This window comes from Paenibacillus sp. FSL R5-0636, assembly GCF_037974255.1.
Lineage (GTDB): Bacteria > Bacillota > Bacilli > Paenibacillales > Paenibacillaceae > Paenibacillus_AQ > Paenibacillus_AQ odorifer.
The window spans coordinates 3181141-3206920 of sequence record NZ_CP150232.1; the positions used below are offsets into that span (position 1 = coordinate 3181141).

30 protein-coding genes are annotated in these 25780 nt (G+C 40.0%); 26 read left to right on the forward strand and 4 right to left on the reverse strand.

The window, feature by feature from the left end:
- Positions 1 to 2 precede the first annotated feature (2 nt).
- The 4 genes from MKX34_RS14435 (at position 3) to MKX34_RS14450 (ending at position 3905) form a co-directional block, all read left to right on the forward strand.
- A complete protein-coding gene (locus MKX34_RS14435) occupies positions 3 to 1163 on the forward strand; it encodes a Gfo/Idh/MocA family oxidoreductase (RefSeq protein ID WP_038570692.1) in 1161 nt (386 codons plus the stop codon).
- Positions 1164 to 1188: 25 nt separating this feature from the next.
- Positions 1189 to 1911, forward strand: a complete 723-nt coding sequence (locus MKX34_RS14440; protein ID WP_076272475.1) for a ThuA domain-containing protein — start codon at positions 1189 to 1191, stop codon at positions 1909 to 1911.
- A gap of 20 nt (positions 1912 to 1931) precedes the next feature.
- Positions 1932 to 3035 (forward strand): Gfo/Idh/MocA family oxidoreductase, encoded by a 1104-nt coding sequence (locus MKX34_RS14445; RefSeq protein ID WP_076296760.1) that lies wholly within the window; start codon positions 1932 to 1934, stop codon positions 3033 to 3035.
- A gap of 75 nt (positions 3036 to 3110) precedes the next feature.
- Positions 3111 to 3905 (forward strand): hypothetical protein, encoded by a 795-nt coding sequence (locus tag MKX34_RS14450; RefSeq protein WP_076105577.1) that lies wholly within the window; start codon positions 3111 to 3113, stop codon positions 3903 to 3905.
- A gap of 90 nt (positions 3906 to 3995) precedes the next feature.
- Here MKX34_RS14450 and MKX34_RS14455 read toward each other — a convergent pair whose 3' ends face one another.
- Together MKX34_RS14455 and MKX34_RS14460 are read right to left on the reverse strand one after the other, a co-directional pair.
- Positions 3996 to 4817 carry a DUF2785 domain-containing protein gene (locus MKX34_RS14455; protein WP_076296759.1) on the reverse strand — a complete coding sequence of 274 codons (822 nt, stop codon included), beginning with the start codon at positions 4815 to 4817 and terminating at the stop codon, positions 3996 to 3998.
- A 28-nt stretch (positions 4818 to 4845) separates the two neighbouring features.
- Entirely contained in the window at positions 4846 to 5730 is an 885-nt protein-coding gene (locus tag MKX34_RS14460; protein ID WP_076296758.1) for an AraC family transcriptional regulator, read from the reverse strand.
- A 124-nt stretch (positions 5731 to 5854) separates the two neighbouring features.
- On the opposite strand from MKX34_RS14460, the gene MKX34_RS14465 reads away from it, so the two are divergent.
- Genes MKX34_RS14465 through MKX34_RS14475 form a run of 3 tightly spaced genes read left to right on the forward strand, consistent with a single transcriptional unit; the run spans position 5855 to position 8307 of the window.
- Positions 5855 to 6742 carry a sugar phosphate isomerase/epimerase family protein gene (locus MKX34_RS14465; RefSeq protein ID WP_076274420.1) on the forward strand — a complete coding sequence of 296 codons (888 nt, stop codon included), beginning with the start codon at positions 5855 to 5857 and terminating at the stop codon, positions 6740 to 6742.
- 18 nt (positions 6743 to 6760) lie between these two features.
- Complete coding sequence (locus MKX34_RS14470) at positions 6761 to 7792, forward strand: Gfo/Idh/MocA family oxidoreductase (protein ID WP_036678288.1); 1032 nt, start codon at positions 6761 to 6763, stop codon at positions 7790 to 7792.
- Between the two features lie 41 nt (positions 7793 to 7833).
- Complete coding sequence (locus tag MKX34_RS14475; protein ID WP_036678422.1) at positions 7834 to 8307, forward strand: GNAT family N-acetyltransferase; 474 nt, start codon at positions 7834 to 7836, stop codon at positions 8305 to 8307.
- 62 nt (positions 8308 to 8369) lie between these two features.
- Here MKX34_RS14475 and MKX34_RS14480 read toward each other — a convergent pair whose 3' ends face one another.
- Positions 8370 to 8864: a hypothetical protein gene (locus MKX34_RS14480; RefSeq protein WP_076105582.1), complete on the reverse strand. Its 495-nt coding sequence runs from the start codon at positions 8862 to 8864 to the stop codon at positions 8370 to 8372.
- A gap of 170 nt (positions 8865 to 9034) precedes the next feature.
- Here MKX34_RS14480 and MKX34_RS14485 point away from each other — a divergent pair, with 170 nt between their 5' ends.
- From MKX34_RS14485 to MKX34_RS14535, 11 genes are all read left to right on the forward strand, one after another.
- Positions 9035 to 9901 (forward strand): S66 peptidase family protein, encoded by an 867-nt coding sequence (locus tag MKX34_RS14485; protein WP_076105583.1) that lies wholly within the window; start codon positions 9035 to 9037, stop codon positions 9899 to 9901.
- A 17-nt stretch (positions 9902 to 9918) separates the two neighbouring features.
- Positions 9919 to 10491, forward strand: coding sequence for a DJ-1/PfpI family protein (locus MKX34_RS14490; protein WP_076296757.1), 573 nt, complete (start codon positions 9919 to 9921; stop codon positions 10489 to 10491).
- 31 nt (positions 10492 to 10522) lie between these two features.
- Positions 10523 to 11029: a DUF2569 domain-containing protein gene (locus tag MKX34_RS14495; RefSeq protein ID WP_076296756.1), complete on the forward strand. Its 507-nt coding sequence runs from the start codon at positions 10523 to 10525 to the stop codon at positions 11027 to 11029.
- A gap of 27 nt (positions 11030 to 11056) precedes the next feature.
- Positions 11057 to 11584 (forward strand): ClbS/DfsB family four-helix bundle protein, encoded by a 528-nt coding sequence (locus MKX34_RS14500; RefSeq protein WP_076141689.1) that lies wholly within the window; start codon positions 11057 to 11059, stop codon positions 11582 to 11584.
- A 15-nt stretch (positions 11585 to 11599) separates the two neighbouring features.
- On the forward strand, positions 11600 to 12115 hold the full coding sequence (locus MKX34_RS14505; protein WP_076296755.1) for a TlpA disulfide reductase family protein: 516 nt from the start codon (positions 11600 to 11602) through the stop codon (positions 12113 to 12115).
- Positions 12116 to 12125: 10 nt separating this feature from the next.
- Complete coding sequence (locus MKX34_RS14510) at positions 12126 to 12629, forward strand: GNAT family N-acetyltransferase (protein ID WP_076296754.1); 504 nt, start codon at positions 12126 to 12128, stop codon at positions 12627 to 12629.
- 20 nt (positions 12630 to 12649) lie between these two features.
- Positions 12650 to 13366: a hypothetical protein gene (locus tag MKX34_RS14515; protein WP_076296753.1), complete on the forward strand. Its 717-nt coding sequence runs from the start codon at positions 12650 to 12652 to the stop codon at positions 13364 to 13366.
- A 9-nt stretch (positions 13367 to 13375) separates the two neighbouring features.
- The gene (locus MKX34_RS14520; RefSeq protein ID WP_176462545.1) at positions 13376 to 13810 is read left to right on the forward strand and encodes a hypothetical protein; all 435 of its coding nucleotides are present in this window, start codon (positions 13376 to 13378) and stop codon (positions 13808 to 13810) included.
- Positions 13811 to 13813: 3 nt separating this feature from the next.
- Positions 13814 to 14857, forward strand: a complete 1044-nt coding sequence (locus tag MKX34_RS14525) for a serine hydrolase domain-containing protein (RefSeq protein WP_036678270.1) — start codon at positions 13814 to 13816, stop codon at positions 14855 to 14857.
- A 94-nt stretch (positions 14858 to 14951) separates the two neighbouring features.
- The gene (locus MKX34_RS14530) at positions 14952 to 15845 is read left to right on the forward strand and encodes a PhzF family phenazine biosynthesis isomerase (RefSeq protein ID WP_076296752.1); all 894 of its coding nucleotides are present in this window, start codon (positions 14952 to 14954) and stop codon (positions 15843 to 15845) included.
- Between the two features lie 134 nt (positions 15846 to 15979).
- Complete coding sequence (locus tag MKX34_RS14535; RefSeq protein ID WP_036678264.1) at positions 15980 to 16195, forward strand: sulfurtransferase TusA family protein; 216 nt, start codon at positions 15980 to 15982, stop codon at positions 16193 to 16195.
- A 2-nt stretch (positions 16196 to 16197) separates the two neighbouring features.
- Here the strand turns inward: MKX34_RS14535 and MKX34_RS14540 are convergent, their stop codons facing one another.
- Complete coding sequence (locus MKX34_RS14540; protein WP_036678261.1) at positions 16198 to 17082, reverse strand: LysR family transcriptional regulator; 885 nt, start codon at positions 17080 to 17082, stop codon at positions 16198 to 16200.
- A 173-nt stretch (positions 17083 to 17255) separates the two neighbouring features.
- Between MKX34_RS14540 and MKX34_RS14545 the strand changes: the two genes are divergently transcribed.
- The 8 genes from MKX34_RS14545 (at position 17256) to MKX34_RS14580 (ending at position 25774) form a co-directional block, all read left to right on the forward strand.
- Complete coding sequence (locus MKX34_RS14545) at positions 17256 to 17945, forward strand: YeeE/YedE thiosulfate transporter family protein (RefSeq protein ID WP_036678259.1); 690 nt, start codon at positions 17256 to 17258, stop codon at positions 17943 to 17945.
- A 63-nt stretch (positions 17946 to 18008) separates the two neighbouring features.
- Entirely contained in the window at positions 18009 to 18236 is a 228-nt protein-coding gene (locus MKX34_RS14550; protein ID WP_036678256.1) for a sulfurtransferase TusA family protein, read from the forward strand.
- Positions 18237 to 18258: 22 nt separating this feature from the next.
- Positions 18259 to 18819: a YeeE/YedE thiosulfate transporter family protein gene (locus tag MKX34_RS14555; protein ID WP_232061338.1), complete on the forward strand. Its 561-nt coding sequence runs from the start codon at positions 18259 to 18261 to the stop codon at positions 18817 to 18819.
- Positions 18820 to 18903: 84 nt separating this feature from the next.
- On the forward strand, positions 18904 to 20124 hold the full coding sequence (locus tag MKX34_RS14560; RefSeq protein ID WP_076105589.1) for an FAD-dependent oxidoreductase: 1221 nt from the start codon (positions 18904 to 18906) through the stop codon (positions 20122 to 20124).
- Positions 20125 to 20368: 244 nt separating this feature from the next.
- On the forward strand, positions 20369 to 21337 hold the full coding sequence (locus MKX34_RS14565; protein WP_036678250.1) for an ABC transporter permease subunit: 969 nt from the start codon (positions 20369 to 20371) through the stop codon (positions 21335 to 21337).
- 29 nt (positions 21338 to 21366) lie between these two features.
- The gene (locus tag MKX34_RS14570) at positions 21367 to 22263 is read left to right on the forward strand and encodes a carbohydrate ABC transporter permease (protein ID WP_036678249.1); all 897 of its coding nucleotides are present in this window, start codon (positions 21367 to 21369) and stop codon (positions 22261 to 22263) included.
- A 72-nt stretch (positions 22264 to 22335) separates the two neighbouring features.
- Entirely contained in the window at positions 22336 to 24021 is a 1686-nt protein-coding gene (locus MKX34_RS14575) for an extracellular solute-binding protein (protein WP_179089295.1), read from the forward strand.
- Between the two features lie 172 nt (positions 24022 to 24193).
- On the forward strand, positions 24194 to 25774 hold the full coding sequence (locus MKX34_RS14580) for a response regulator (RefSeq protein ID WP_036678246.1): 1581 nt from the start codon (positions 24194 to 24196) through the stop codon (positions 25772 to 25774).
- Positions 25775 to 25780: the final 6 nt, after the last annotated feature.

Below are 25780 nucleotides of genomic sequence, written 5' to 3' on the forward strand. Positions count from 1 at the left end.
AGATGAAACAGCTTCGCATTGGAATGATCGGTTATAAATTTATGGGTAAAGCCCACAGTAATGCTTATCGCAGTTTACCTATGTTTTTCCCGAAAGCGCTTAAACCGGAAATGTCTGTAATCTGTGGACGTAATAGTGAAGCGCTTGAAGAAGCTGCATCGCAGTTAGGCTGGGCGGATTGTGTTACGGATTGGAAGGATCTGATCGCTCGAGAGGATATTGATCTTATAGATATTAATGCTCCCAGCAACGCGCACAAGGAGATAGCTTTGGCAGCAGCCAAAGCAGGTAAACATATTTTTTGTGAAAAACCACTTGCGCTGACCTTGGCAGATTCCCGTGAAATGCTGCAAGCTGCTGAAGACGCGGGAGTTACACATATGGTTGGTTTTAATTATCGCTTTTCTCCGGCAGTTCGACTGGCTAAGAAGCTCATAGAGAGTGGGCGTCTGGGAAAGATTTATCATTTTCGGGCTTGGTTTCTACAAGATTGGATAATAGATCCGGATTTCCCTTTAGTATGGAGACTGCAGAAGGATATCGCCGGTTCAGGTTCGCATGGAGATTTGGGGGCGCATCTTATAGATTTGGCTCATTTCTTAGTAGGCGATATGAAGGAAGTAATCGGTATGAGCGAGACCTTCATAAAAGAGCGTCCGCTTGCCGCTGAAATGACTGGTTTAAGCGCTAAAGGAGATAAAGATGCACCCAAGGGTAAGGTTACCGTCGACGATGCCACCTTGTTTTTAGCCCGTTTTGATAATGGTGCCCTGGGCAGCTTTGAAGCTACAAGATTCGCAGCGGGTCATCGCTCTACCAATTCTTTTGAGATCAATGGGAGTCTTGGTAGTGTGAAATTCGACTTCGAACGTATGAATGAATTAGAAGTTTATTTGACCTCGGATGCCGAGGATGTACAAGGTTTTCGCCGTGTGCTGGCGACCGATCCTGCTCATGAGTATGCAGAGGCTTGGTGGCCGCCTGGTCATACGATTGGTTTTGAACATACGTTTATTCACGAAATGCTGGAGCTTTCTAACGCAATTGAAGAAGGTCGTCAGCCAGAACCAAACTTCAATGATGGAGTGAAATGCCAAGCGGTGTTAGAGGCTGTAGAACGCTCTATTGATGAACGCCGTTGGGTCGATTTATCCGAAATGTAATCTAACCTTAGAAGGAGTGCTGAAAATGAGAAAAGCATTGATTGTTTGGGGCGGTTGGGATGGTCATGAGCCTGAGCAGGTAGCTGATATAATCGCTAAAATGTTGCAAGAGGAACAGTTTGAAGTTGAAGTATCGAATACACTGGAGGCTTTTGCTGATGCAGATAAGCTTCTTGGACTAGATTTGATCGTGCCGGTATGGACAATGGGCACAATCGAGCAGGAACTTGTGAATAATGTCTCAGCAGCTGTACAGCATGGAACAGGTCTTGCCGGTTGCCATGGCGGGATGTGTGATTCTTTTCGTAATAATGTAGATTGGCAGTTTATGACGGGTGGACAATGGGTAGCTCATCCTGGTAATGACGGCGTTAACTATACCGTAGAGATTTGTCAAAGCTCAAGTCCTCTGGTAGAAGGATTAGAAGATTTCAGCATTTGCTCAGAGCAATATTATCTTCATGTAGATCCAGCTGTTGAAGTTCTTGCTACGACTCGTTTTCCAGTAGTTGAAGGGCCTCATTCGTATAATAAGGCTGTTGATATGCCAGTAGCTTGGACAAAACGTTGGGGCTTGGGCAGAGTTTATTATAATTCACTCGGGCATCATGCGGACATTGTAGATCAGCCGCAAGTGCGTGAAATGATGCGCAGAGGATTAATATGGGCAGCTGAAGGTAAAGCGCAAGCATTATCCAATGTTTCGGGGGTTAGTAATAGCTATAGTGGAATGGCAGACAGTCAATAAATTCTGGGAGCGATCAGCGAATGGATAAAGTCAAAGTTGGTATTATTGGATGCGGTAAAATCAGTAGTATCTATATGGAGAACTGTCAAAAGTTCGAGATCCTTGATCTAGTTGCATGTGCGGATTTAGATTTGGTGAGAGCACAAGAACAAGCGGATAAATACAATATTCCAAACGTCTATACCACAGAACAATTACTGAATGATCCAGAGATAGAAATCGTAATCAACTTAACGATACCAGCTGTTCATGCGGAAGTATGCCTGAAAGCTATTGAAGCGGGTAAACATGTATACGTTGAGAAACCTCTAGCTGTGACGAGAGAAGAAGGACGCAAAGTTCTGACTGCGGCGCGGGAAAAGGGAGTACTTGTGGGCAGTGCACCGGAGACGTTCTTCGGAGCGGGAATTCAAACGGTTTTGAAGCTGATAGATGAAGGAGTAATTGGCGAACCTGTTGCAGCTACTTCGTTTATGCTGGGCCGTGGACATGAGCATTGGCATCCAGATCCGGAATTTTATTATGCCGCTGGTGGAGGTCCAATGTTCGATATGGGTCCTTACTATTTGACGGCTTTGGTGCAGCTGCTGGGTCCTATTCATACGGTTAGCGGAATGACTGGGAAAGCGCTGGAAGAACGTACGATTACAAGCGAGAAGAAATTTGGGAAAAAAATTCCTGTTCAAATTCCAACTCACGTAGCCGGAACCTTACGATTTGAAAATGGTGCCATTGCAACGTTGATTACAAGCTTTGATATCTTTGGCGGGAGCAACCTGCCGCATATAGAAATCTACGGAACGCTAGGAACGATTCAAGTTCCAGACCCGAATAACTTTGGGGGTCCCGTGAAACTCCGGCTTATGGGTGAGAATGAATGGACGGAACAGCCGTTGTTGTCAGGGTATGATCAGAATACCCGCGGGATTGGACCAGCAGATATGGCTTACGCCATTCGGACGGGTAGAGGGCATCGTGCCAGTGGAGAACTGGCTTATCACGTATTAGAAGCAATGTGGGCTTTCCATGATTCTTCTGATGCTCATTCATTCTACGAAATGGAAAGCACCTGCACTCGTCCTGCGGCACTTCCAATCGGTCTTGCTCCTAACACTTTGGATTAGAGAATTCTTCCTGAATCTGCAACCTATCACTTCCGGTCTTCGTTTGAGAAGATGAAGAGTGGAGGTGTTAATAGGATGCGTAAGATAATTATTGGTTGGATATGGATTCCCGTTGTTATTTTGTTAATCAGTGGCTGTTCAGAGGCTCAACAAGCGAATAAGGAGCCGGTTCCTACTCCTGTAATTAGTTCAGAACCACAAATTCTAGCTTCTAAGAACCCTGCAATGGATGATCCAGGCGAGGTTAAGACTTTCTTATCTGCTCAGAAGATTCCTAACGGAGATATTTATCTGCAAGATAACAAGGTTCATATTAATATTGTAGGTTTGAACTCGGAGATTGAGCAGAGCTTTGCTCAGGCTTTCACTGCAGGTACTTATGAGCTTCATGATGTGAAATATACAATGCAAGAGTTATTAGCTGCTCAAGAATTGTTGCATGAACAAGAACTCTACCAGAAGCTGAATCTCTACGGCTCTGGTGTAGATACGATTGGTAATAAAGTAACTATTACCATTCCGTCTGATGATGCGGAAGCAGCCAAGCTTGAAATTGAAAAGTGGATCGATCCAGAGATGTTGACCTATGATATTTCAGAAATAGGTGATCCACATGTAGTGGGTACAATCGTTGAGATCGACACTAAACAGGCAAAGCGGATACTAATCCTTGAACCTGGAAACGAAGATCCATCTTACTGGTTCACAATCAATGCAAAATCTGAAATGTTTAATGAAGCTGGAGAGACCATCAGCTTTAAGGATTTGCAGGTTGGACAGCAGGTTAAGTTATGGAATACAGGGATGGTGCTGGAATCTTTTCCCGCGCTTGCGAGTGTGCGGAGAATGGAGCTAGCAGTTACTGAATAATCTAATAGACCCGTCAACAGGTAGCAAGTGCTCCATTCATTTGAACAGTAGATGGAAAGTGAGGGTGCTCTAACCCTCACTTTTTCTTAATTAGGAATAGTATACTTGTTCTACTTTATATAATGTATGCTCGATTGTTGGACAGAGATTGGCATCTACTTTGTAATATTTAACTCGAAAATATAAACTTTTCAAGAAATTCTTTATATTATTTTTTTGTTTAAAAGCAGGAAGAAATTCTGGATTTTTCTCCATATCACCAAAACTTCGAATCCATTGCTCTACATAAGTCTGACTAAGCATTTTTCTATCTAAAACACTAATTATGGGTCTTACCATTCGCTCATCTTCCCCATCGGAGTATATTCGATCTGTTATGGTCATCTTTTCGTGAACCAAATCGAGGATAGTTATAAGGTCATTTTTATCCAGTTCGGAACATTGAGCCAATTCATCTAAAGTATCTGCTGCATGGGCTATGGCATGAGCCCAGCCTTTTTCTTCGTCATACCCCCGGTAATCACGCTCATTTTGCACACTGCAAAATACCTTCTCCTTTATCTGATGAATTTGCTCTCTTGAGAGAAATGGTGATTCTTTATGCCTCATGAAGAGGAGTGGGATGACTAGCATAGAGAAAGATCTGGTAAAGACAGAGTCTGCATTGGTTTCGCCAAGCTTAAAATGCAAATGGTTTTTATCCAAGATAACGGGTATAAGTTGCTCCAGTTCGTTTGTAGTTAGAGCATTACCTGGGATCCAATGTGATAAGGTTGTATAAATTAGCTCATCCCGTAGTTGGGCATCTAAAGAACCAATGTTATTTATCATTTCTTGTACCAACTGGATTGTATCGGGAGGTGCTTGGTAATCATTTTCTTTTATGCATATCAGCGTTTCTTTTAAATTCATTTTACATGCTCCTATTTTCCAGTGTGAATTATTTTCTAATACCGGATGGTGTAGTTCCTTTATATTGCTTAAACAGCTTGGTAAAATAATTAGGATTGTCGCAGCCCACTCGTCCAGCAATCTCCGTTACAGTAAAATCTGTCTCCAGCAGCAGTCGTTCTGCTTCATTTACGCGGCAAAGATTAACATAATCGATGAAGGTTCGGCCGGTGAGCTTCTTAAAGGTTTTGCAGAAATGGTATGGATTTAGATTAACGGATCTCGCGGCGCTTTCAATAGTCATTTTCTCATCAAAGTGGTTCTCCATATACTCCAGCAGTGGCTTAAAACGCTCACGATTGAAGGAATGACGTTCATTTGTTCTGCCAGAAACCCGCTCAGGCAAAAAGGTACGGGAGAGCAATACAAAAAGCAGATGAAGTTGATTTTTGATGATTAGCTGAAATGCAGGACCTTTCTGATGCACTTCATCCACGATAGTGTCTAGAAGAGAGTAATAAGTAGAACAGGTTGGAACAAGTGCTGCTGGTTTAACTGGTAGCTGATATCGATTTTCCAAATAGGGAGCTACGAACTGCTCATGTTGAGGATCTTGCTTCCAATCTTTAAATAAAGAACTATGAAATACGACGGATATAAATCGGACATGATCATCCCGCAGACTATATCCAACGTGCAAACCTCCAGAAGGAACAAACAAAACCTCTCCGGGATGCAGTTCGTAGGGCTTGCTGTCAATGTGGAAAATGGCGCTGCCTGCTTGCATGATAATGATTTCGAAATGCTCATGCCAGTGTAGAAAAAGGATGTTCTGGCCGATTTTCGCATGTCTGCATTCATTAAAAAACAATCGAAATGGATAGATGCTTCCTTCTAATTGAGGGTATTCTTTAAGATCATTAGGATAGCTCAATATTTATTCAACTCCCACAATATACGACTATATAAACACAATATAATAAGAGTTTTAAGCTTAAATGCAGTATATACTCGGGTTATAGAACTTACTATAAACCAATATTGGAGTGGTACACAAGATGAAGGATACAATGCGTATAGGCACATTAGTTGGTGGCGGAGATGCTGTTAGAGTGATTCCGCAAATCGTATGTCATGGCTTCGAATCTTTTAGCTTAACCTTCTGGCAGACTACAGGTGAAACAGATCTTGTGGAAACTGGTAAGCGTGTGCAAGAACTTGCGGCAAAACATGATTTTGTGATTTCATCGGTTGGCATCTTTGGCAATCCTTTGACGAATACTGGTGACAATTCCGATGCATTAGCGAGCTGGGAACGGCTTATTGATCATGCTCATGTATTTGGTACTGATATGGTATCAGGGTTCACGGGACGACTACCAGGAGTGTCCATTGATGAATCGATTCCGAAGTTTACCGAGGTATTTGGTGAGCTGACAAAAAGAGCAGCAGATCGCGGGGTACGAATTGCCTTCGAGAACTGTTCCATGGATGGCAATTGGACTTCAGGGGACTGGAATATCGCTCATCATCCAATAGCCTGGGAAAAGATGTTTAACGCTGTACCTGCTGACAATATGGGACTTGAATGGGAGCCCTGCCATCAGATGGTGCAGCTGATTGATCCGATTCCACAGCTGCGCAAATGGACAGATAAGATCTTCCATGTACACGGCAAGGATGCCACCATCGCTTGGGATATTGTAAAAGAATATGGAATCCACGGCCCAAAACCTTATGTATGGCACCGTACTCCGGGTTTTGGTGATACGAACTGGACGGATGTTATTTCCATTTTGCGTCAGGCTGGTTATAAAGGTACCATTGATATTGAAGGTTGGCATGATCCTGTCTATCGGGATGAGCTGGAAATGATGGGTCAAGTACATGCCTTGAATTATTTAAAACAATGCCGCGGGGGCAGCTTTGTGCCTAATCCGCTTTAATAAGTCAGGGGGAGAAATATGACAGCACAGTACCGTGTAGCGGTTGCAGGTTGCGGAGGAATGGCTAACGCATGGATTGAATACGCTTTATTGCGTCCAGATACTAAGATCGTTGCTCTAGTAGATATAAGGTTGGAGTCGGCTGAGGCGATGGCTGCGAAGCATGGGATTTCATGTCTGACGTTTACGGATATTAAGCAGGCAATTCAGGAGACCGCAGCAAATCTCGTCTTTGACGTTACCGTTCCCGGAAGTCATTTCAATATTTCTAGTACTGCATTGGAACTTGGGTGTAATGTGTTTAGTGAGAAACCGTTAGCTGAGACTATGGAGGAATGTAATAAGATTGTTGAGATCTCGGAACGGACTGGAAATGCTCATGCTGTGATGCAGAACCGCCGTTATGATCCTCGAATTCGTTCTTTAAGAAAAATCATAGAATCAGGAACCATCGGAAGAACAGGATTTATCGGTGCAAGCTTTTTCCTTGGGGCCCATTTCGGGGGATTCCGTGATGTTATGAAAAGTCCGCTGCTGTTGGATATGGCAATTCATACCTTCGACCAGGCCCGGTTTATTAGTGGCGCGAACCCTGTGTCCGTATACTGTCAGGAGTTTAATCCTCCCGGTTCATGGTATGAGGGGAATGCGTCGGCAGTGTGCATTTTCGAGATGTCCGACGGTTCAATATTTACCTATCAGGGATCTTGGTGTGCAGAAGGTGCATCCACGTCATGGGAAGCTTCTTGGCGGGTTAACGGGGAGAAAGGAACAGCAATCTGGGATGGTCATGAGCTGCCATATGCTGAGGTAGTTACTGCAGGAGATCAGAGCGATAAGTTCATTCGTGACGTAAAGCGTATAAATGGAGATAATGTTGAGATGAATAAAACATTCCATCACGGGTGTTTGGATGAGATGTTCTTGTCATTGGCAGAGCAACGTCCTGCAGAGACGAATTGTAGAGATAATCGGTATAGTATGGCAATGGTGTTCGGAGCGCTCGAAAGTGCTGAATCTGGCCGGAAAATCGATCTAGTGGAGTTCTGAGATTGACTTCTGTTACTACAATCGCCGGCAAGGAGATCAAAATGGATATTAGAGCTTACCGAGAATCGGATATTAGTCAAATTGTCTCATTGTTCTACGAAACAGTTCATTCCGTAAACAAACAAGACTATTCACAGGAACAGCTAGATGCTTGGGCACCTAAAGAGGAAGAGGTACTTAAGCATAATACTTGGAGAGCTTCTTTGCGTCAAAATATCACTTATGTAGCCGAAATTGATAATATTATTGTGGGCTTTTCTGATATGACAGCAGAGGGACATTTGGATCGATTATATGTTCACAAAGATTACCAAGGACTAGGTATAGCCTCTGCATTGGTGAGTAAGCTTGAATTGAAAGCGAAAGAACTGGGTCTTTATGAAATGGATGCCGAAGCAAGCATCACTGCTAAACCTTTTTTTGAACGACGGGGATACCAGCTTATTGCGAAACAAAGTGTAGAACGAAAAGGTGTTCTGTTGGTCAATTATAGGATGAGTAAAAAAATAATGTAATTCAAAAAAGCAGGTTGCTCATTAGAGCAGTCTGCTTTTTGTAATAAGAAGGATATTCAAATTCACCCATCAATCAAGTTCATTAATGCTACAGTATCAAATCGATCCCCTTGCACTAACCATTTACCGTCCACATCAAAGAGAGTCAATATACCTTCCAAAGGCACACGTTTACTTTCTTTGTCATCCTTATCCAATAAGACAAGATCCACCGTATATTTTAACTCGATAATATCTTTTTTTTGTTCGGAAAGGTTAAATTTTAGGTTTTCCGGTTTTAAAGAAAGCTTTTGTTTATCAGCGATTTTAATTGGGATAGTTGTAATTCGGCTCGCTATAGCCTTTTCAGTAAAGTATTCTGTAAAATACGGTTTCATCTCTTCATTTCGCGCAAGAATGGATTCATCAGACATTAAATCCTCAGAAGCCTTGACGGTATATTCTACATTTTTATATTTCTCTGCGGCTTTAGTGGCATCATCTACCTCTGAACTACATCCGATAATTAACGCAAGAGATAATAATATCATACTCAATATCAACGGTGATTTACGCATTAGTACACCCCCAATGTATTTGATCTTGCATTATTATACTTATATTACCATGTTGTGGTTTCATAATTTCAAGAAGAAAATGATTCAACTCCCTAAATATGGTATGGTGTAAATATGATCGTAAATTTGCGGTGATTAAACTAAAAAGTAGAATCGAAAGGATTATTAAAATGAACACATCCTTAAAATTCACACACGGGAATAAAGTCGGACTGATTGCTTGTTCAGATGGTGTGAGAGTAGAGAACCTACCTAAAGTAGAGGAATTAAAAAAAGTTTTGCATTCATTTGGACTCCATGTAGTGGTGGCTAATACTTTGTTTAGAAAAGATGGTTATTTCAGTGGAAATCCAAAGGAAAGGGCAGCGGAGCTGAATCAACTATTTAAAAATACTGAAATTAGCGCGATATTCGATATTTCAGGTGGGGATTCTGCCAACCAAATCTTAGAGTACATAGACTACGAAAGTATCCGTATGAACCCCAAACCCTTTTTTGGAATGAGTGATTTGTCAGTTATTTTGAACGCTTTATTTACGCAAAATAATTCGAAATCCTATCATTATCAGTTGATGAATTTAGTGTCTTCTGATGGGGCAGAGCAGCAGAGGGCTTTTTATCGAACATTCTTCGAGGGGCAAAACGATCTTTACGATTTCCGGTATCATTGGGTCCGTGGTAACCAGATGAGCGGGATAGTAATCGGAGGGAATATTCGCTGCTTTTTGAAGCTGGCAGGGACAAGCTATTTTCCGGATCCTTCGGACAAAATATTATTGTTGGAGAGTTTAAGTGGCAGAGCTAACAAAATAGTCTCCTTTTTTGCTCAGCTCCAGCAATTGAAATATTTTGATGCTTGTGCTGGATTGATTCTAGGGTCATTTTCAGAACTAGAGAACTTTAATGAATTTCCGATAGTAGAAGCGTATGTGAAGGAAATTAGCCATTCCACCTCCATTCCTATCATAAAGACAGCTGAGATTGGGCATGGCAGTAACAGTAAGTGTATTGTTGTGGGCGATAAAATCACTTTGTAAAAAAGGTGGAGTGTGCGATGGGCAAAATTCTTTGCTTCATATCTGATGATTTTGCGGATTTTGAGATTACCTTGGCACTACATAAGATTAGAAATGTTGGAAAAAAAGAAGTGTTATCCGTAGGATACAGTTATGAATCTGTAGTTAGCGAATCTGGTCTGACTTATCAACCTGATTTGGTCCTCAAAGAAGCAGTTAAGCTTAATGATATTGAAGGGCTAATTTTTCCCGGAGGTCCGATTGTAAATCAAAAACAGGATTTAACTGATCTGATAAACCATCTTGATCGAGAAGAGAAGATGCTGGCAGCCATATGTCATGGACCACAGTATTTAGGACGAGCGGGCATTTTAGACCATTGTAAATTCACTACTTCGTGTTCAGTGGAAAGAATCAGTAAACTTAATGTAGAGGATCCATTTCCAAGAGACAATTATGTTGATAAGAGAGTAGTTAGAGATGAACATATCATTACTGCTAAAGGCCGTGCATTTGTTGATTTTTCATTTGAAATCTTTGATTATTTAGGGATTTATCAGGATCTAGATGAAGAAAAAGAACAATTGTTTAGGGATATTATGGATAAATAGCAGTGATAGATGATAAACAGGGAGAGTTGACGTGGAAACTAATTTAAACGAAAAGAAAAATGATTATAAACCATTAGGGGTATCAGGACTTGGGGGATGGTTGATTCTTGTACAAATCGGTCTTTATGGGACGATTATCATTCAGTTGATGCAGCTTTTTCAGGATTCTTTTACAGCATTTGATGCCGATATCTGGACTGCTTTTACTTCTAAAGGTTCGGATTTCTATCATCCCTTGTGGGGATTTATAATTGTTTTTGAAACCACTTTCAATATAGCTATATTAGCGTTTAGTGTATATATTCTAATTAATTTCTACAGAAAAAAAGCATTTTTACCACGGTTATTGATTATTTTCTATATTGCAATCCCTGTAGTAGGAATCATTGATGTTGTACTTCTTTATCAAATTCCTCTTGCCAGAGAACTTGGAAATGGAGATTCACTCAAAAGGATCATTAGGTCAGCGTTTACTTGTGCAATTTGGACTGCATATTTATTGAAATCAGAGCGAGTACTTAATACATTTGTAAAGTAATTTAATAAAGTGATTTAAAGGAGGGGTATGATGTCAACCGATTATCTATCAAAAGAAGAATTGAAAGATGCGATTCATATTGCCTATCAGTCTCTTGATCAAGAATTTGATGGCATTGAGAACTCCCAAAGAGACAATCGTATGGAAGGGGTTGATCGAACCCCAGCAGAAATCATTGCTTATCAATTGGGCTGGTTGAATCTTGTTATGAAATGGGATAAGGATGAAAAAGCAGGGTTAACCGTTATTACACCTTCCCCGGATTATAAATGGAATCAACTTGGCGGATTATATCAATCGTTTTATCATACATATGCTGCCTACTCATTAGACGAGTTAAGATCTTTATTTCAAGAGACAGAACATCAGTGGCAGAACTGGATTGATTCTTTAAGTGATGAAGAACTTTTTACGCAAGGCGTGCGGAAATGGACAGGAAACAATCCAAGATGGCCTATGGTCAAATGGATTCATATTAATTCAGTAGCACCGTTTAAGACTTTTCGTTCTAAGATTCGCAAATGGAAAAAACTTAATGTAACTAAGGAAGTATAAAAGGACGGATTATTTTTGAAGAAAATATCTATTATTGTAAGTACATTTATATTTTTGATTGCATTAAGCTCGATTATATTTGTCGTGGTAAACAACTCTGCAAAACCCATTAAAAGTCCTGAGAACATTGAAATAAAAGAGTTGGCGAATGGAAACAAAATACAAGTGGACTTCTCGAAGAAACCCACTGTATTCGTATTTTTCACCTCATGGTGTCCATATTGTAATGACGACGCTCCTAAGATTGTCTCATTGTATGAGAAATATAAAAATAGAGTGAACATATACGGAATCAATTTGCTTTATCAAGATGATCTTTCTGATGTAGAACAATACGTGGCGAATTACAACATTAAGTATCCCGTTCTCCTAGATGAAACAGGTGATCTCCATAAACAATTTGGTGAACAAGCTTTTCCTGCGTTGTTTTTTATAAACTCTGATGGCAAGGTTATGGATCAAATTATTGGCTCGACTGATTTTGACGCTATTGAAAGCTCGTTTAAGATTTTTATTAAAAACTATGATTAAGGAGGTTGAAATGAATACGACCCAGTTAGAGATTTTTGTAGTAAAAGATCAATCGGATGTGGATATATTTTGGGGACTCTTTAATAGTTACATAAAAGAATTATCTCTCCATGTATCTATGGGCGATGATTTTGACCTGGATTACTTTTATTCAGACGAGTATAGAGAGATCATTGAAGAGCTAAGAACAAGAGAAATAAATCCTTTAAATTTGTTTCTTATACATAAGGACGGTACTATGCTTGGATTTTTAATGTATGTTACTTATTTTAATGAGGGTGGAAAGTGTTTTTTAATGGAGTATTATATTGAACCTATGTATCGGAATTTAGGGTATGGTGAATTTGCCTATTCAATGGTCGAAAAACATGTTTATGCAGACGGTGCAAAGTATATCGAGTTAACCCCGACTAATGATGCAAATGAAAGGTTTTGGCGCAGTGTGGGATATATGAAATCATCGGATATGGATGAGGATCATAAATATATTTATCGGAAATCTCTTTGTATCTAAACCGTAAGGAGTTAATCCCTATGATCAAAAGAAGAAAGAAACTCATAATCATCTCCGCATTTCTTTCATTTTTACTTCTGATGCTGATTGTAGTCTATATGATAAATCCTCAACCTGTTAATGCAATGATGGTAGACTTTTCTAGTATGGAGAAGCAAGGTGAGCATATTTATGTAGAACCAGATATTTCAGAGGTCACAACAACGATACTTTTGAACGATTTCGAACAATCGAGGGAGAGAGTTTCTGGGTTCTTCGAAGATTTACAAGACAATCCAACCCTTCTTTTTGTTCAATCTCCACACGCTCTTGAGAAGTATGCTCAGAAGAATCGAACGGGCCAGACTTATTATACTTATTGGGGAAATTACATTGTTATTGGTCCAGACGGATTTAACGCGGATGTAATCGCCCATGAATTGATGCATAGTGAGTTAAGAAAGAGGTTGAAGAATAAGGATGATGTTCCGGTGTGGTTTGATGAAGGTTTGGCTACCTTAGTTGACTATAGATATAACAGCGATAAGTTTATAAGTTTTGACAAGATAAATGAGCTAAGTAGTAGAGATGTCTTTTATGAACCCTCACATGTAAAAGAAAATTATGAGATCGCCCATTCAGAAATTAATAGATGGTTTGGAATCGTTGGAAAGTCAGGTTTAGTAGAGCTTATTGATGGATTAAATAATGGAAAAGAGTTCAAAACAATCTATAAATCAATCGAATCCCAAAGCTAGGAGGTTGAGATGAAGAAATTCATTATTGTAATTCTAGCTATAATTGCTTTATCGCCATTACATGCGGTCTCCGCGGATTGGGCCGGTTCGTTTGTTGTTTATTCAGGTGACATCTACGAAATATCAGATGATGAACTCATCCCCTCGGAAGAAATCGATAAGAAGATAGGGCATGTAACTAAATATTCCGATGAGGAAGGAACGTACAGGGGGAATTTCTCGAATATTTATCCTAAAGGTACGCCCTACTATTCAATTATCAATACCGATCCAAAAGATTTTATTGCTATTAAGACCCAAGAGGGTATCTTTGTAAAAGCTTATAATAAAGGCCATTATCCCAATGATGAATTGGTTGAAAAAACGATTTGGATGTATTTCTTATTGGGAACATCGGTTATTGTCTTATTAATTATTTGGATAATGAAGCGGAGGAAAGGATGATCTATGACAACTAATACATCACAAAAGATAGAACAAGCCTTTAAAAAAACGATAAGCTCACGTCACATTCACGAAGGCGTCCTATACATTGAGAATACAGATGGCGACTACTCCTATAATATTGGATATGGGGAGAAGAATATAGACTCACCTTTGCTAATGGCCAGCATCACCAAGCTGTTTACCACCACCTGTATTTTGGCCCTACAAGAGCGAGGTAAACTGTCGTTGGATGACAAGGTTACACAGTATTTTGATAACGCTGTGTTAAGTGGTCTTCATGTCTTTGGTGGTAATGATTATTCGTTTGACCTGACAATATCCGATTTATTGTTTCAGGTTAGTGGCTTGCCAGATGTATTTGAAGAAGGAAAAGAGAATGACAAGCGTCGTGCGATTAAGGAGGATTATTATATTACCTTCGAGGAACAGATTGCATTAATTAAAAAATTGAAGCCTCATTTTATGCCTCGTACCAAACGAAAAGCATATTATGCGGATATAAATTTTGATTTACTAGGTGAAATCATTGAGAAGGTAGAGCAGTCAACATTAGCAGAAGTCTATAAGCGGTTCATATTTGATCCCCTGTCACTCGTAAGTACATATCTCCCTGAAGGTGACAACGATTTTGTACCGAATATCTTTTATCAAAATAAATCAATTAACCGTTCCAAATTTATTAGGAGTTGTCGTGCGAGTGGAGGATGTATCACCACAGCTCGTGAATTAATGATATTTATCAAAGCTTTCTTTGGTGGGATGCTATTTAAAAATGAGTTGTTTAAGATGCTATCGGCTTCTAATAAACTTCAATTATCGATGGGACCTATTTACTATAGCAGCGGCTATATGAGAATTCCTTTGGATGGCTTGTCCACGCTTTACATGGGGAAAGGTGAGTTACTAGGGCACTCCGGTTCAACAGGTTCGTTTGCCTTTTTTTATCCTATTAAAAATTTATTCATTGTGGGGGATCTAAACCAGATGGGTAATCCTGCACTCCCCATTAGGCTATCAATGAAACTTGCTATGATGATGAAATAAAAAATAGTGAACGCCAAGAGTTAGGATATTCACTGCTGAATTATTATACTCAGTCATCCAACCTTCATAAATCTTTAATAAAGGAGACGTACCAGTGAACAACATCAAAGTGCTTCATTATGATGCGTTTTCTCCTTATCCGAACAAAGGAAATCCAGCTGGTGTAGTATTAGATGCGGCTCATTTGAGCGAAAGTGACATGCAATCAATAGCTCATAAGGTCGGTTTTAATGAAACAGTTTTTGTAGTCTCATCGGATGTAGCTGATTTAAGGCTTAAGTATTTTACGCCAGGCCATGAGATCAATCTTTGTGGGCATGCAACTATGGCTTCTTTATTTGCTTTAAAAACAAAGGGTATCCTTGGAGAGGCAAGCTCGGTAAAGATCGAAACAAACGTGGGTGTGCTCCCGATTCAATTCAGTATGGACAACAATGATCATTTACTTATAAAAATGAAGCAAGATCATCCCGAGTTTATTGAATTTGACGGTGATAGAGCTAAGCTTGCCCATGCTTTAGGCTTAACAGTTGACGAATTTGATGAGGATATGCCGATTGTTTATGGCTGTACTGGCGCATGGACTCTATTAGTTCCAATTAAGAGTATAGATAGCTTTAATAAAATGAAACCGATAAACGAGTTGTTTCCGGAGATTTTAACGCAGCTTCCAAAAGCATCGATACACCCATTTTCACTCCACACGCTTGATACGCACGCTTTAATGCACGCCAGACATTTCTCATCGCCTTTTTCGGGAACCGTTGAAGATCCAGTAACAGGTACAGCATCGGGAGTTATGGGGGCTTATTATTTAAAATATATTAATCCGCACATGGACTCAATCCAATTTGATGTAGAACAAGGACAAGAAATCGGTAGAGATGGGAAAGTAAATGTAGAAGTGTACCGACTAGATTCTGATAGAATGGATGTGTTTATTTCTGGAACTGCGGTGTTTGTGGGGGAGGTAGATTTAGGGAAATGATAAAATATACTCACTTGGAGTGTACGGAGTCTTAGTGATACCCAGTTAGAAGAGTTAGATCAACTCCTTTTGTGAAGAAAATAATGCTGGGTCATTATTAGAACTTTAATGATCTATGGAATGGAGGTAACCTCATGATTGAAATTGATTGTCTGGGAGAAATCTGCCCAGTACCAGTAATGATGTTAAAAAAACATCAAAAAGCCATTCAAAATGGCGAAAAAGTGATGCTGGTTACTGATCATAGCTGCGCGAAAGTTTCTATCACGGATTACTGTCGTGGTTCAAATCTAAAATGTTCCATTCAAGAAGTCATTAATGGGGTATGGGAGATTACGATTGAGCTATAAGTTCAACATAATGTATCAATCAATGTCTTTTCTATATAACGAATTAATTGTTTCGTATCATTGTCACAACGCTGATTGTGTTTTTTTACCATGTAGACATCGTTATTTACCTGGAACTGATCAATATGAATGATCTTGAGTTGTTTACTATACAACTCTTTTTTTATGGACATATAAGGGAGAAAGGCGACACCATGTCCTCTAATAGCAGCAAGCTTTACCGCCTCAATGGAGTCCAGATTAAACAGTATATTTAATTTAAGCTCCCCTGCAGATATGTTGTTCAAAGCCCTTTGCACACAATGAAGCTGTGAGGACCAGATTAACGGATATTTAGGGAGCTCATTCAGTGTGATTTTATCAGGACATACGGTCGTACTGCTTGCCACTAACATAACTTGATCAGAAAATACCATATTGGAGCATAATTCAGATTTCGGGGAAGGCCCGGAAATAAAGCCAACATCACCTTCTTCAAGAAGCAAACGTTCCTCTACTAGTGACGATGCCCCTTCGTTTAGAGTGATATGGCAATTGGGAAAATGCTTTTTTACCTCATATAAGGTACAGGGCAGGGCATAATTACAGACTTCTGGAATCGCATAAATAGACAGCTCATGTTGTGTTGGCTGTAAATGATTGATTTCTGTGACCATATCATCATATAATTTACAGATTTGCTCTGCATACTTCTCCGCTATAATCCCTGCTTCTGTAAGGCTGGCCCCTTTATTACTTCTCACAAAAAGCTCAGAACCCAGGGTATTCTCCCAGGATTTCAACTGCTGACTAAGTGCGGATTGGGTGATATGAGATTTCTGAGCGGCTTTAGATATACTTTTTAACGAAGCAATATCTAAAAATAATTTAAGCGTTTCCATATTCATACTTATTCCTCCTGTTGCCCGCTGTTAGTGCACACTATAGCATACTTGATTACGCTCCATCTGTGCCATTAGTAACACTTATACAGCATAAAGAAAGCAGATAACCACAGCTCGAATAAGTATGTTACTATTTTCACATAGTCAATTACATAAAACGATGGAGGTGTTAGACTATGGGGCAAACCGTAAGTCCCGAAACGAAATCAACCCGAACCAGAGCTCCTAGAAAACCTAAAAAGAGTCAGTTGCCCATCGCGTTGCTGGTTACAGTTCTCATTATTGGGTTTGGTTTTTTCCTAGACCATTCCCACGATAAAATGGTTGTCTACCTGCTTTTCGGTATTTCGTTTGGCGTTATTTTGCAAAGATCACGATTCTGCTTTACTGCATCACTTAGAGATCCATGTATTACAGGCAGCACATCGGTAACAAGAGCTGTACTGATAGCATTTTCTCTCGCTACGATCGGATTTACAGCCATTAAGTATCCAGCGTTCCTGGAAGGTAAACCGATTCCTGGGATGGACAATGTGGGTCAAATCAGTTTTGCTTTGATAATTGGCGCTGTATTATTTGGAATTGGCATGGTTATTGCAGGTGGTTGCGCTTCGGGTACATTGATGCGTGTAGGTGAAGGGTTCACAATGCAGATGCTGTCGCTTGTATTTTTTATCATTGGTTCACTTTGGGGATCACATGATATGGGTTGGTGGAGAGCTAACGTTATAAAGGATGCACCAACAGTATTTTTACCAGACGTCTTTGGTTGGCTTGGAGCACTAGTTGTTCAGTTCCTGATCATTCTTCTGTTGTACATCGCTGCAGTTAAATGGCAAGAGAAAAAGATGGGAAGCGCAGATTAGTATAAGTTATTACGTGAATATTTTCACTATTGGTATCAAAAAAATATAAAGGTGGTTTTTAAGATGGCTGAATTCACACTTGATTGCATGGGAGAAGCTTGTCCGGTACCGTTAATGAGAACAGAAAAGAAGATGACTGAACTAAATGTTGGAGACGTTTTAGTTGTTGCTATTGATCATAGTTGCGCAATGAAAAACGTACCAGAATGGGCGAGAAAACAGGGACATAATGTGGAAATCGAAGAGGTCGATGATGGCGAGTGGGAAGTTGTTATTGAGAAGGTAAAATAGGATCGCTGAGTAGGAAAGGACGGTGAATGAAACGGTGAACGAATTCTGGTTGAAGATATCGTCTAACCGCTTTTACAAGCAATTGCTCAAAGAACCGTTTACTTATGTAACTGGAGCTGTACTTCTGGCTGTGTTCGCTACAGCACATCTGGCTGTTTTCTCAAAAGGATGGGGAGTAACCAGCGCCTTCGCGGACTGGGGAGCTTGGGCGTATCGACTGGTAGGAGGAAATGTAGATAACTGGGCTTACTTTAGTACGGAGAAAGCTCAAAAAACATTATCTTCCGGATTTTTAAATGATGGTGGGTCCATTCGAAATGTAGGGATTATCTTAGGTGCATTAGCAGCGACATTGTTTGCTTCCGAGTTCAAGCTTAAGAAAATTAAGTCCAAAAAGCAGGTAGTGGCGGCTGTACTTGGTGGGTTGCTCATGGGGTACGGAGCTAGACTGGCTAATGGATGTAATATAGGTGCATTATTTACGGCTATAGCTTCTTTATCGCTTTCAGGCTGGATTTTTGGATTGTTCCTGCTGGTTGGTGCATTTATAGGCAGTAAATTATTAGCCAAATTCTTTATGTAAAAGTGAAATAGGCTGAGCTTATAGTGCTGACGAGAGTCAGCCTATTTTATTGAAATCAAAATCTACACAGGAGGGACAATTGAAATGGAAAAGAAGACAGAACAGTATGATGTCGTCATTATCGGTGGCGGGGCTGCTGGATTAACAGCAGGGATCTATTGTGGACGAGCAAAATTGAAGACACTCCTTTTGGAAAAATCGCTGGTAGGCGGTCTTGCGACTTATACTAATGAAATAGAAAATTATCCTGGTTTTCCTGAAGGAACGACCGGAACAGACCTTATGGGATTATTTCATAAACAAGCCAAAAAATTTGGTGTTGATTTCAAAATGACAGATGTCAAATCTGTCTCGGTAGCAGAAGACATTAAAGTAGTGGAGACCTTTCGGGTACGATATGAGTGTAAAGTCATTATCATAGCCAGTGGAGGAAAACCAAGAATTACAGGTGCAGCTAATGAAGATATGTTCTTATATGATAAAGGGATTTCCTTCTGTGCAACCTGTGACGCTGCGGCAAATACGGGGAAAACAGTTATGGTCGTTGGCAGTGGTGATGCAGCTATTGAGGAAGGGATGTTTCTGACTAAGTTTGCTGATAAAGTGATCGTATCTGTCATGCATGATCATGGGAAAATGGATTGCAATGAAATTGCCAAAACGCAGGCACTAGAAAACCCTAAAATGGAATTCATGTGGAATACGGTGGTAAATTCTTTCGAAGGTGAGGAACGTTTAAATTCCGTCGTCCTGAAAAATTTAAAATCTAATGAACTGCAAAACGTAAAGGTCGATTCATGTTTCTTATTTATTGGATACACCCCGAACACAGAAGTTTTATCAGGGGTAGTAGATTTGAATCGTAATGGATATATACTTATTAATGAGAAAATGGAAACGAATATCCCTGGGGTCTTTGCAGCAGGAGATGTGTGCGATAAGTTTCTAAAACAAGTTGCTACCGCTGTTGGCGATGGTGCCATTGCAGGGTATGGTGCAGAGAAGTATATATCTGAATGTGAGGTGTATGAGCATCAAATTCTGAATCAAGGCAAAGCATCTGTTGTTTATTTATGGAATGCCACAGATCCTTCCTGTCGGGAGTTATTGCCTCTTATTGAAGGATTTGAGCAATCCCATTCGGATGTCAGGGTCACAAAGGTAGATGTATATAAGTCACCCGGACTTGCCGCCAAGCTAGGAATAGATTCAGTTCCTTCTATTGTTTATCTGGATAATGGGAAGGTCCAAAAAGTAATTACTGAAAAGATAAATGAAGAAATACTGAGTACTCTTGCTAATTAAGGAGAAAGTCAAAGACACATGCAGATGTTATCTCTGTATGTGTCTTTTTTTATTCAAGCTTAAGGAATATGAGACGAGCTAATGCAAGAGAGTGTCAAAGTATCAATAATAGTTGTTTTGTCATATATTTTTGAAAGCGCTTAAACCTTATGATTATTTTATAAATGTTGCAACTATAGCGGAGGGAGAAAGGACATCAATTATCTGTACATATCTTCAAAATCATCACAAGGAGGATTCACCTATGGCGAACGCAAGCGTCGCACCAGACAAGAGATCCGGACCGAATCTCAACAAGCAACGAACTAGCGGGATCAGACGCTTTTTTAAGCAAATAGATCTACAGCTTATGGTATTACCAGCACTTGTTCTAGTTTTTATTTTTGCCTATATCCCCATGTACGGGATTCTAATTGCATTCCAGGATTACAAGTTAGGGAATAGTTTTATTAGCAGTGACTGGGTTGGCTTTAAGCACTTTATTTACTTTTTTAATGCACCTGAATTTGAAGTGGTTATGAAAAATACAATCATCATCAGCTTACTGAAATTTTGTTTTGGATTTCCTGCACCGATTATTTTGGCGTTAATGCTGAACGAAGTTCGTAAGATGTTCTTTAAACGGGTTATTCAGACCGTTACATATTTGCCTCACTTCTTATCTTGGGTAGTTATCGGCTCAATGGTTACCTCGATGTTATCTGTAGATAACGGCAGTATAAATATGCTGCTTGAGAAATTGAAATTTATTGATGAACCGATCAACTTCCTTTCCATGACAGAATATTTCTGGGGCATACTAGTTACAACCAATGTATGGAAAGAAATTGGATTTGCTTCAATCGTCTATTTAGCTGCCATTGCTGGTATTGACCCGCATTTATATGAAGCGGCTTCGATGGATGGTGCAAGTCGGTTTAAACAGATATATTTGATTACGTTGCCTTCAATTATGCCAGTTGTAATCATCTTTATGATTTTGGCAATCGGAAATCTGGTGAATGCAGGATTCGAAGATATTTTGATCCTAGCTTCTAATCCAGCACTACGAGAAGTGTCAGATTCAGTTGATGTATATGTTGTACGTGTCGGTATAGACAATTTCAGGTACTCCTATGCGACTGCTATCGGATTGTTTAAGGCCGTGATCAGCGTGACATTACTTACCTTTGCCAACTTCATTGCCAGAAGAGCAGGGAACAGCTTGTGGTAATGAATTACTCAATATAGGGGGACCAAACTATGAAACGTATTAATATAGGAGATCGAATATTTATAGGATTCATATATGTATTCTTGACTTTACTGGCATTTTCCGCCTTTTATCCATTTTGGAACTCACTTGTTATTTCCTTTAATGAGGGGATGGATACTTCGAAAGGTGGAGTTACTTTCTGGGTCCGTGAGTTCACGCTTGAGAATTATAAGATCGTTTTTGAAGATTCTCGTCTAATGGGTGGATTCGTCATTGCTACATTGCGGACGGTAATCGGTACAGTAACAGCGATACTGGCCACTTCGATATTCGCTTATGGAATGTCGAAGCGTGAACTGATGGGTCGCAAATACTACATGATTATGTGTATCATTACTATGTATTTCGGTGGGGGACTGATTCCGTCATACATGCTTATCAGAAGTTTAGGTCTCTTCAACTCATTTTGGGTGTTTATTATTCCTGCACTGGTCAGCGTATGGAATATGATCATATTCCGGACCTTCTTTCAAGGTCTTCCACAAGGTTTAGAGGAGTCAGCAAAGATTGACGGTTGCGGGTATTGGGGGACTTTTGTCCGCATCGTACTTCCTTTGTCGGGGCCAGTTATAGCAACATTATCTTTATTCACAGCAGTAAATCACTGGAATGAGTGGTTCGTAGCGAGTATTTACATTACGAAAGAGGAGTTAATGCCGATTCAGACCATCTTAAGACAGATACTGTTCTCTAATATTGCTTCAGAACAGCTGTCTAATGTAGATGCAAGCTCCATTGCTCATATTAACTCGGCTAAGAAAATAACCTCGAAGTCATTAACGATGGCTACGATTATGGTTGCAACCATTCCGATTGTATGTGTGTATCCATTCCTACAAAGATTCTTCGTTAAAGGGGTCTTGGTCGGATCATTGAAAGAGTAGGATGATAGAATGAGATTGGGTTTAGAGCGTATTGCTTTGAACATAGATTACAAATTGAAAGGGGAAAATACATTGAAGACTAAGAGAAAGATGCTTCTCGGTATGATGTCTACCTTGCTATTAACGACTTTGGTGGCGGGTTGTAGTGGCAACAATTCAAGCGCTCCAGCGGCAACTGCTGAACCAGAGAAAGAAGGAGGAACAGCGGTCAACACAGCAACTGAAGCTCCCGCGGCTGATTTGTATGAATTAGGGAAAGAACCGCTTGAAGTCTCATTCTACGGAAATTACGGCTGGTATCAAATGCCGAAATGGGGCAAAGATGCTGCTTCTAAATGGATTTTAGATAATCTGAAGATTAATGTCACAGGAATTAGCTCTGGTGGTAATAACGCTCAAAAGCTGCAAACGATGATCGTTGGTAACGAGCTGCCGGATATTGTGTGGACCGAGAAAGGTGCTGACGTAGAACGTCTTCGCCAAGCGGATATGCTAGTTCCTTTAGATGAATATATTGATAAATATCCAAACTTTAAGAAATACCTAACATCTGGACATTTGGAATTACTTCGTTCCCCTGATGGGAAGATTTATCAGCTGCCGAATTATTATACAACTCAACCAAACGGAAATGCCGGTTATGCTATTAATAAGAAGATTTACAAAGAGCTTGGTTCTCCTAAGCTAGAAACGACAGATGATTTGTATGCATATTTAAATGCTGTTAAGGCGAAGTTCCCTGACGTTATTCCGTTCGAGACAGGCTTAGCGAGAGATGGTAACGGAATTGACCAGTTATTTTCCTCTTTTAAAGAGAATAATCTGTCGTATACTAGAATATACGCCGTACCTGATGGCGACAAAATGGGTTCGATATACAAGGATGAAGGATTCCGTGAGTCTGTTGTATTTGCTGCTAAATTAATGCGTGAGAAGCTAATGACGCAGGATGCGAATACACAAACAGAAGATCAAATTAGAGAGAAAGCGATGAATGGCAAGTTTGCTGTTATTGCGACTTTTGATCCAATGAAATTGCTCGCCACTGCTGATGAAGAGATGAAGAAGACGGATCCAGAAGCTGGTTATATGTTTATTAAACCGATTTACAAAGCTGGTTTGGATCAAAGTAAGATTACTCCAGGAACGTACAATCAGTTAGGTTGGAACGTTGCTACAATCACTAAAAACGCTAAAAATCCAGAGGCTGTATTCGCTATGCTTGACTGGATGACAGGACCAGAAGGTTCTATGGTTCTTAACTGGGGTCCTCCAGGACCAGATGGTTATTGGGATGGATTTGAAGCAGATGGACTTACTCCTAAATTTAATAAAGATAAGTATCTGAATGAGCCAGAAGCTCTGTCCGAAATTAGCGGAAAAGCCGGTGACTTGGTATGGGTAGGTAATACAGTTTTCTTGGATAATACAAAGAAAATGATGTTGCAAACCCTTCCAGCTGACAAGATTGACTTTAGTAACCGTTGGCAGATGGAAGTTACTTGGGCTTCACAAGGTGACTTTACGGAGTTCCTGAATTGGGATCCGGCTCCAGACAGTGAAGAAGGTATTATTAGACAAAGTGTCAGAGATATCTGGTTAACAGCAAGAGCAAAATCAATGTATGCGAAGACTGATGTAGAAGCATTAGCAATTCTTGATAAAGCACATGAAGATTCTATCAAGGTTGGCTATGAGAAATTCCTCGATTATGTAACAAAAGTATGGACAGAAAATAAGAAAGCTTTAGGTAAATAATAATTTGTAATACGAAGGTTTGCTATTTAGCGAGCCTTCGTTTTTACGTCCCATTTCTAGTGCTCATTGCTTTATAAGCTGTTAGGTAAGAGAATGAATGGTATACTGAAAAAGATTGGTTAGTAGAATTCAGCAGGTTGGTTTAAAAACATTTCAAAGGAGGATTGTGTTGATGTACAACGTATTATTAGTAGACGATGAGATGCTTGATCTTGAAGGCATGAGACAATTCATTCCTTGGAATGAACTGGGTATGCAGGTCGTGGAGGCAGCGAATAACGCGTTTACCGCATGCGATATTTTAGAACAGCATGTTATTGATATTATTGTTAGTGATGTGAATATGCCGAATATGTCGGGTCTAGAGCTGGCTCGGATTGCCATAGAGAAAAAAAACGATATACGTGTGATTTTTGTAAGCGGTTACCAGGATTTCAGTTATGTGAAACAGGCGCTTTCGCTAAAAGCGTATAGCTATGTCCTTAAACCAATGGATGACAAGGAACTTATTGCTGCACTTCAGAAAGTTAAGCAGGATTTAGATGATGAAAGTAAACGGCGTGACGTTGAAGAAGCTTATCAGCATATGATTCCTATGGCCAAAAATGATTTGTTGATCCGCTTGTTTGAAGGGGAATGGGAGGGGGATACTCAAGCTGGAATGTTGAAGCTTATGAAATCCTACGGTCTGGATAAGCTGGAATGGCCTATACGTGTGGCGGTCTTGGAGCTGGACTATTTCAACTGGTTTCAAGAACAGGATAATCTAACTAAACATCTAATGTCCAAGGACTTTCTATATGAAGTGAATACAATTGCTCAGAAGCACGGGATGCCTCATTGCTATAAGGTATCGTCTTATCGAATCGCGTTGTTGATTAACGAACAGGAGATGGAGAGGTTTATTGAAGAAATTTATGACTCGATTCGTACAAAATTTCCTGTCACTATGACCGTAGGTGTAGGGAAGCCTACATTTGCTATGGAACAGGTCCACACCTCCTATCGGCAAGCTATGGAAGCCGTTGACGGAAAGATGTTTCTTGGCAAAGGCAAACTTATTATGTATGAAACGGTTAGCAGCGAACCTGGAATGATTGATGCCCGTACGTTGGATACCCGTATGGATACGCTTTTTAAAGCGATGAAAGAATATGAGTTAGTCCTTATTTATGATGAGATCGATAAGCTGTTCAGATCCGTGAGTAGTCTAAGATCTAAATTTACGATTCATAATCTAGCCATGTATATTATATGGAAGCTGGATCAGCAGTTGAAGGAGGTTAGCGAGGATTTATTTGAAATCTTAGGTATGGAGTTACATAGTTTAGATATTTTGCTTCAATTCGATACGATCAGTGATATACGCTCTTGGCTTGTACTCAAAACGTTTGAAATATCCGAGTACCTACGAAGCAAAACAGAGTCAGTGAACAATAAACTGATTAGAGAAATTATGCAAATGATGAAGGATAAGATGAGCGAGAATTTTACGTTAAAGGATATTGCACAGCAGTTCTCTTTCTCACCCAACTATTTGGGATATCTATTTAAAGAGGAAACTGGGAAAACGTTCAGCGAAGTACTCATTCAGCTGCGAATGGAACAAGCAGGCAAGCTTTTGAAAGATCCGAAGTGTAAAATCTATGAAATCGCGAGCCAGGTAGGTTACCGTTATCTTCCTTACTTCAGCAGACAATTCAAAGAAGCCTATGGTATGACACCTATGGAGTATCGTAAGCGGGAGAAGTGATGGGGG

Excerpts from the sequence above, each read along its gene's own strand:
- MKX34_RS14435 (WP_038570692.1), top strand. The coding sequence starts at position 3 with ATGAAACAGCTTCGCATTGGAATGATCGGTTATAAATTTATGGGTAAA.
- MKX34_RS14440 (WP_076272475.1), top strand. The coding sequence starts at position 1,189 with ATGAGAAAAGCATTGATTGTTTGGGGCGGTTGGGATGGTCATGAGCCT.
- MKX34_RS14445 (WP_076296760.1), top strand. The coding sequence starts at position 1,932 with ATGGATAAAGTCAAAGTTGGTATTATTGGATGCGGTAAAATCAGTAGT.
- MKX34_RS14450 (WP_076105577.1), top strand. The coding sequence starts at position 3,111 with ATGCGTAAGATAATTATTGGTTGGATATGGATTCCCGTTGTTATTTTG.
- MKX34_RS14455 (WP_076296759.1), bottom strand. The coding sequence starts at position 4,817 with ATGAATTTAAAAGAAACGCTGATATGCATAAAAGAAAATGATTACCAA.
- MKX34_RS14465 (WP_076274420.1), top strand. The coding sequence starts at position 5,855 with ATGAAGGATACAATGCGTATAGGCACATTAGTTGGTGGCGGAGATGCT.
- MKX34_RS14470 (WP_036678288.1), top strand. The coding sequence starts at position 6,761 with ATGACAGCACAGTACCGTGTAGCGGTTGCAGGTTGCGGAGGAATGGCT.
- MKX34_RS14475 (WP_036678422.1), top strand. The coding sequence starts at position 7,834 with ATGGATATTAGAGCTTACCGAGAATCGGATATTAGTCAAATTGTCTCA.
- MKX34_RS14480 (WP_076105582.1), bottom strand. The coding sequence starts at position 8,864 with ATGCGTAAATCACCGTTGATATTGAGTATGATATTATTATCTCTTGCG.
- MKX34_RS14485 (WP_076105583.1), top strand. The coding sequence starts at position 9,035 with ATGAACACATCCTTAAAATTCACACACGGGAATAAAGTCGGACTGATT.
- MKX34_RS14490 (WP_076296757.1), top strand. The coding sequence starts at position 9,919 with ATGGGCAAAATTCTTTGCTTCATATCTGATGATTTTGCGGATTTTGAG.
- MKX34_RS14500 (WP_076141689.1), top strand. The coding sequence starts at position 11,057 with ATGATGTCAACCGATTATCTATCAAAAGAAGAATTGAAAGATGCGATT.
- MKX34_RS14510 (WP_076296754.1), top strand. The coding sequence starts at position 12,126 with ATGAATACGACCCAGTTAGAGATTTTTGTAGTAAAAGATCAATCGGAT.
- MKX34_RS14515 (WP_076296753.1), top strand. The coding sequence starts at position 12,650 with ATGATCAAAAGAAGAAAGAAACTCATAATCATCTCCGCATTTCTTTCA.
- MKX34_RS14520 (WP_176462545.1), top strand. The coding sequence starts at position 13,376 with ATGAAGAAATTCATTATTGTAATTCTAGCTATAATTGCTTTATCGCCA.
- MKX34_RS14525 (WP_036678270.1), top strand. The coding sequence starts at position 13,814 with ATGACAACTAATACATCACAAAAGATAGAACAAGCCTTTAAAAAAACG.
- MKX34_RS14535 (WP_036678264.1), top strand. The coding sequence starts at position 15,980 with ATGATTGAAATTGATTGTCTGGGAGAAATCTGCCCAGTACCAGTAATG.
- MKX34_RS14540 (WP_036678261.1), bottom strand. The coding sequence starts at position 17,082 with ATGAATATGGAAACGCTTAAATTATTTTTAGATATTGCTTCGTTAAAA.
- MKX34_RS14545 (WP_036678259.1), top strand. The coding sequence starts at position 17,256 with ATGGGGCAAACCGTAAGTCCCGAAACGAAATCAACCCGAACCAGAGCT.
- MKX34_RS14550 (WP_036678256.1), top strand. The coding sequence starts at position 18,009 with ATGGCTGAATTCACACTTGATTGCATGGGAGAAGCTTGTCCGGTACCG.
- MKX34_RS14560 (WP_076105589.1), top strand. The coding sequence starts at position 18,904 with ATGGAAAAGAAGACAGAACAGTATGATGTCGTCATTATCGGTGGCGGG.
- MKX34_RS14565 (WP_036678250.1), top strand. The coding sequence starts at position 20,369 with ATGGCGAACGCAAGCGTCGCACCAGACAAGAGATCCGGACCGAATCTC.
- MKX34_RS14570 (WP_036678249.1), top strand. The coding sequence starts at position 21,367 with ATGAAACGTATTAATATAGGAGATCGAATATTTATAGGATTCATATAT.
- MKX34_RS14580 (WP_036678246.1), top strand. The coding sequence starts at position 24,194 with ATGTACAACGTATTATTAGTAGACGATGAGATGCTTGATCTTGAAGGC.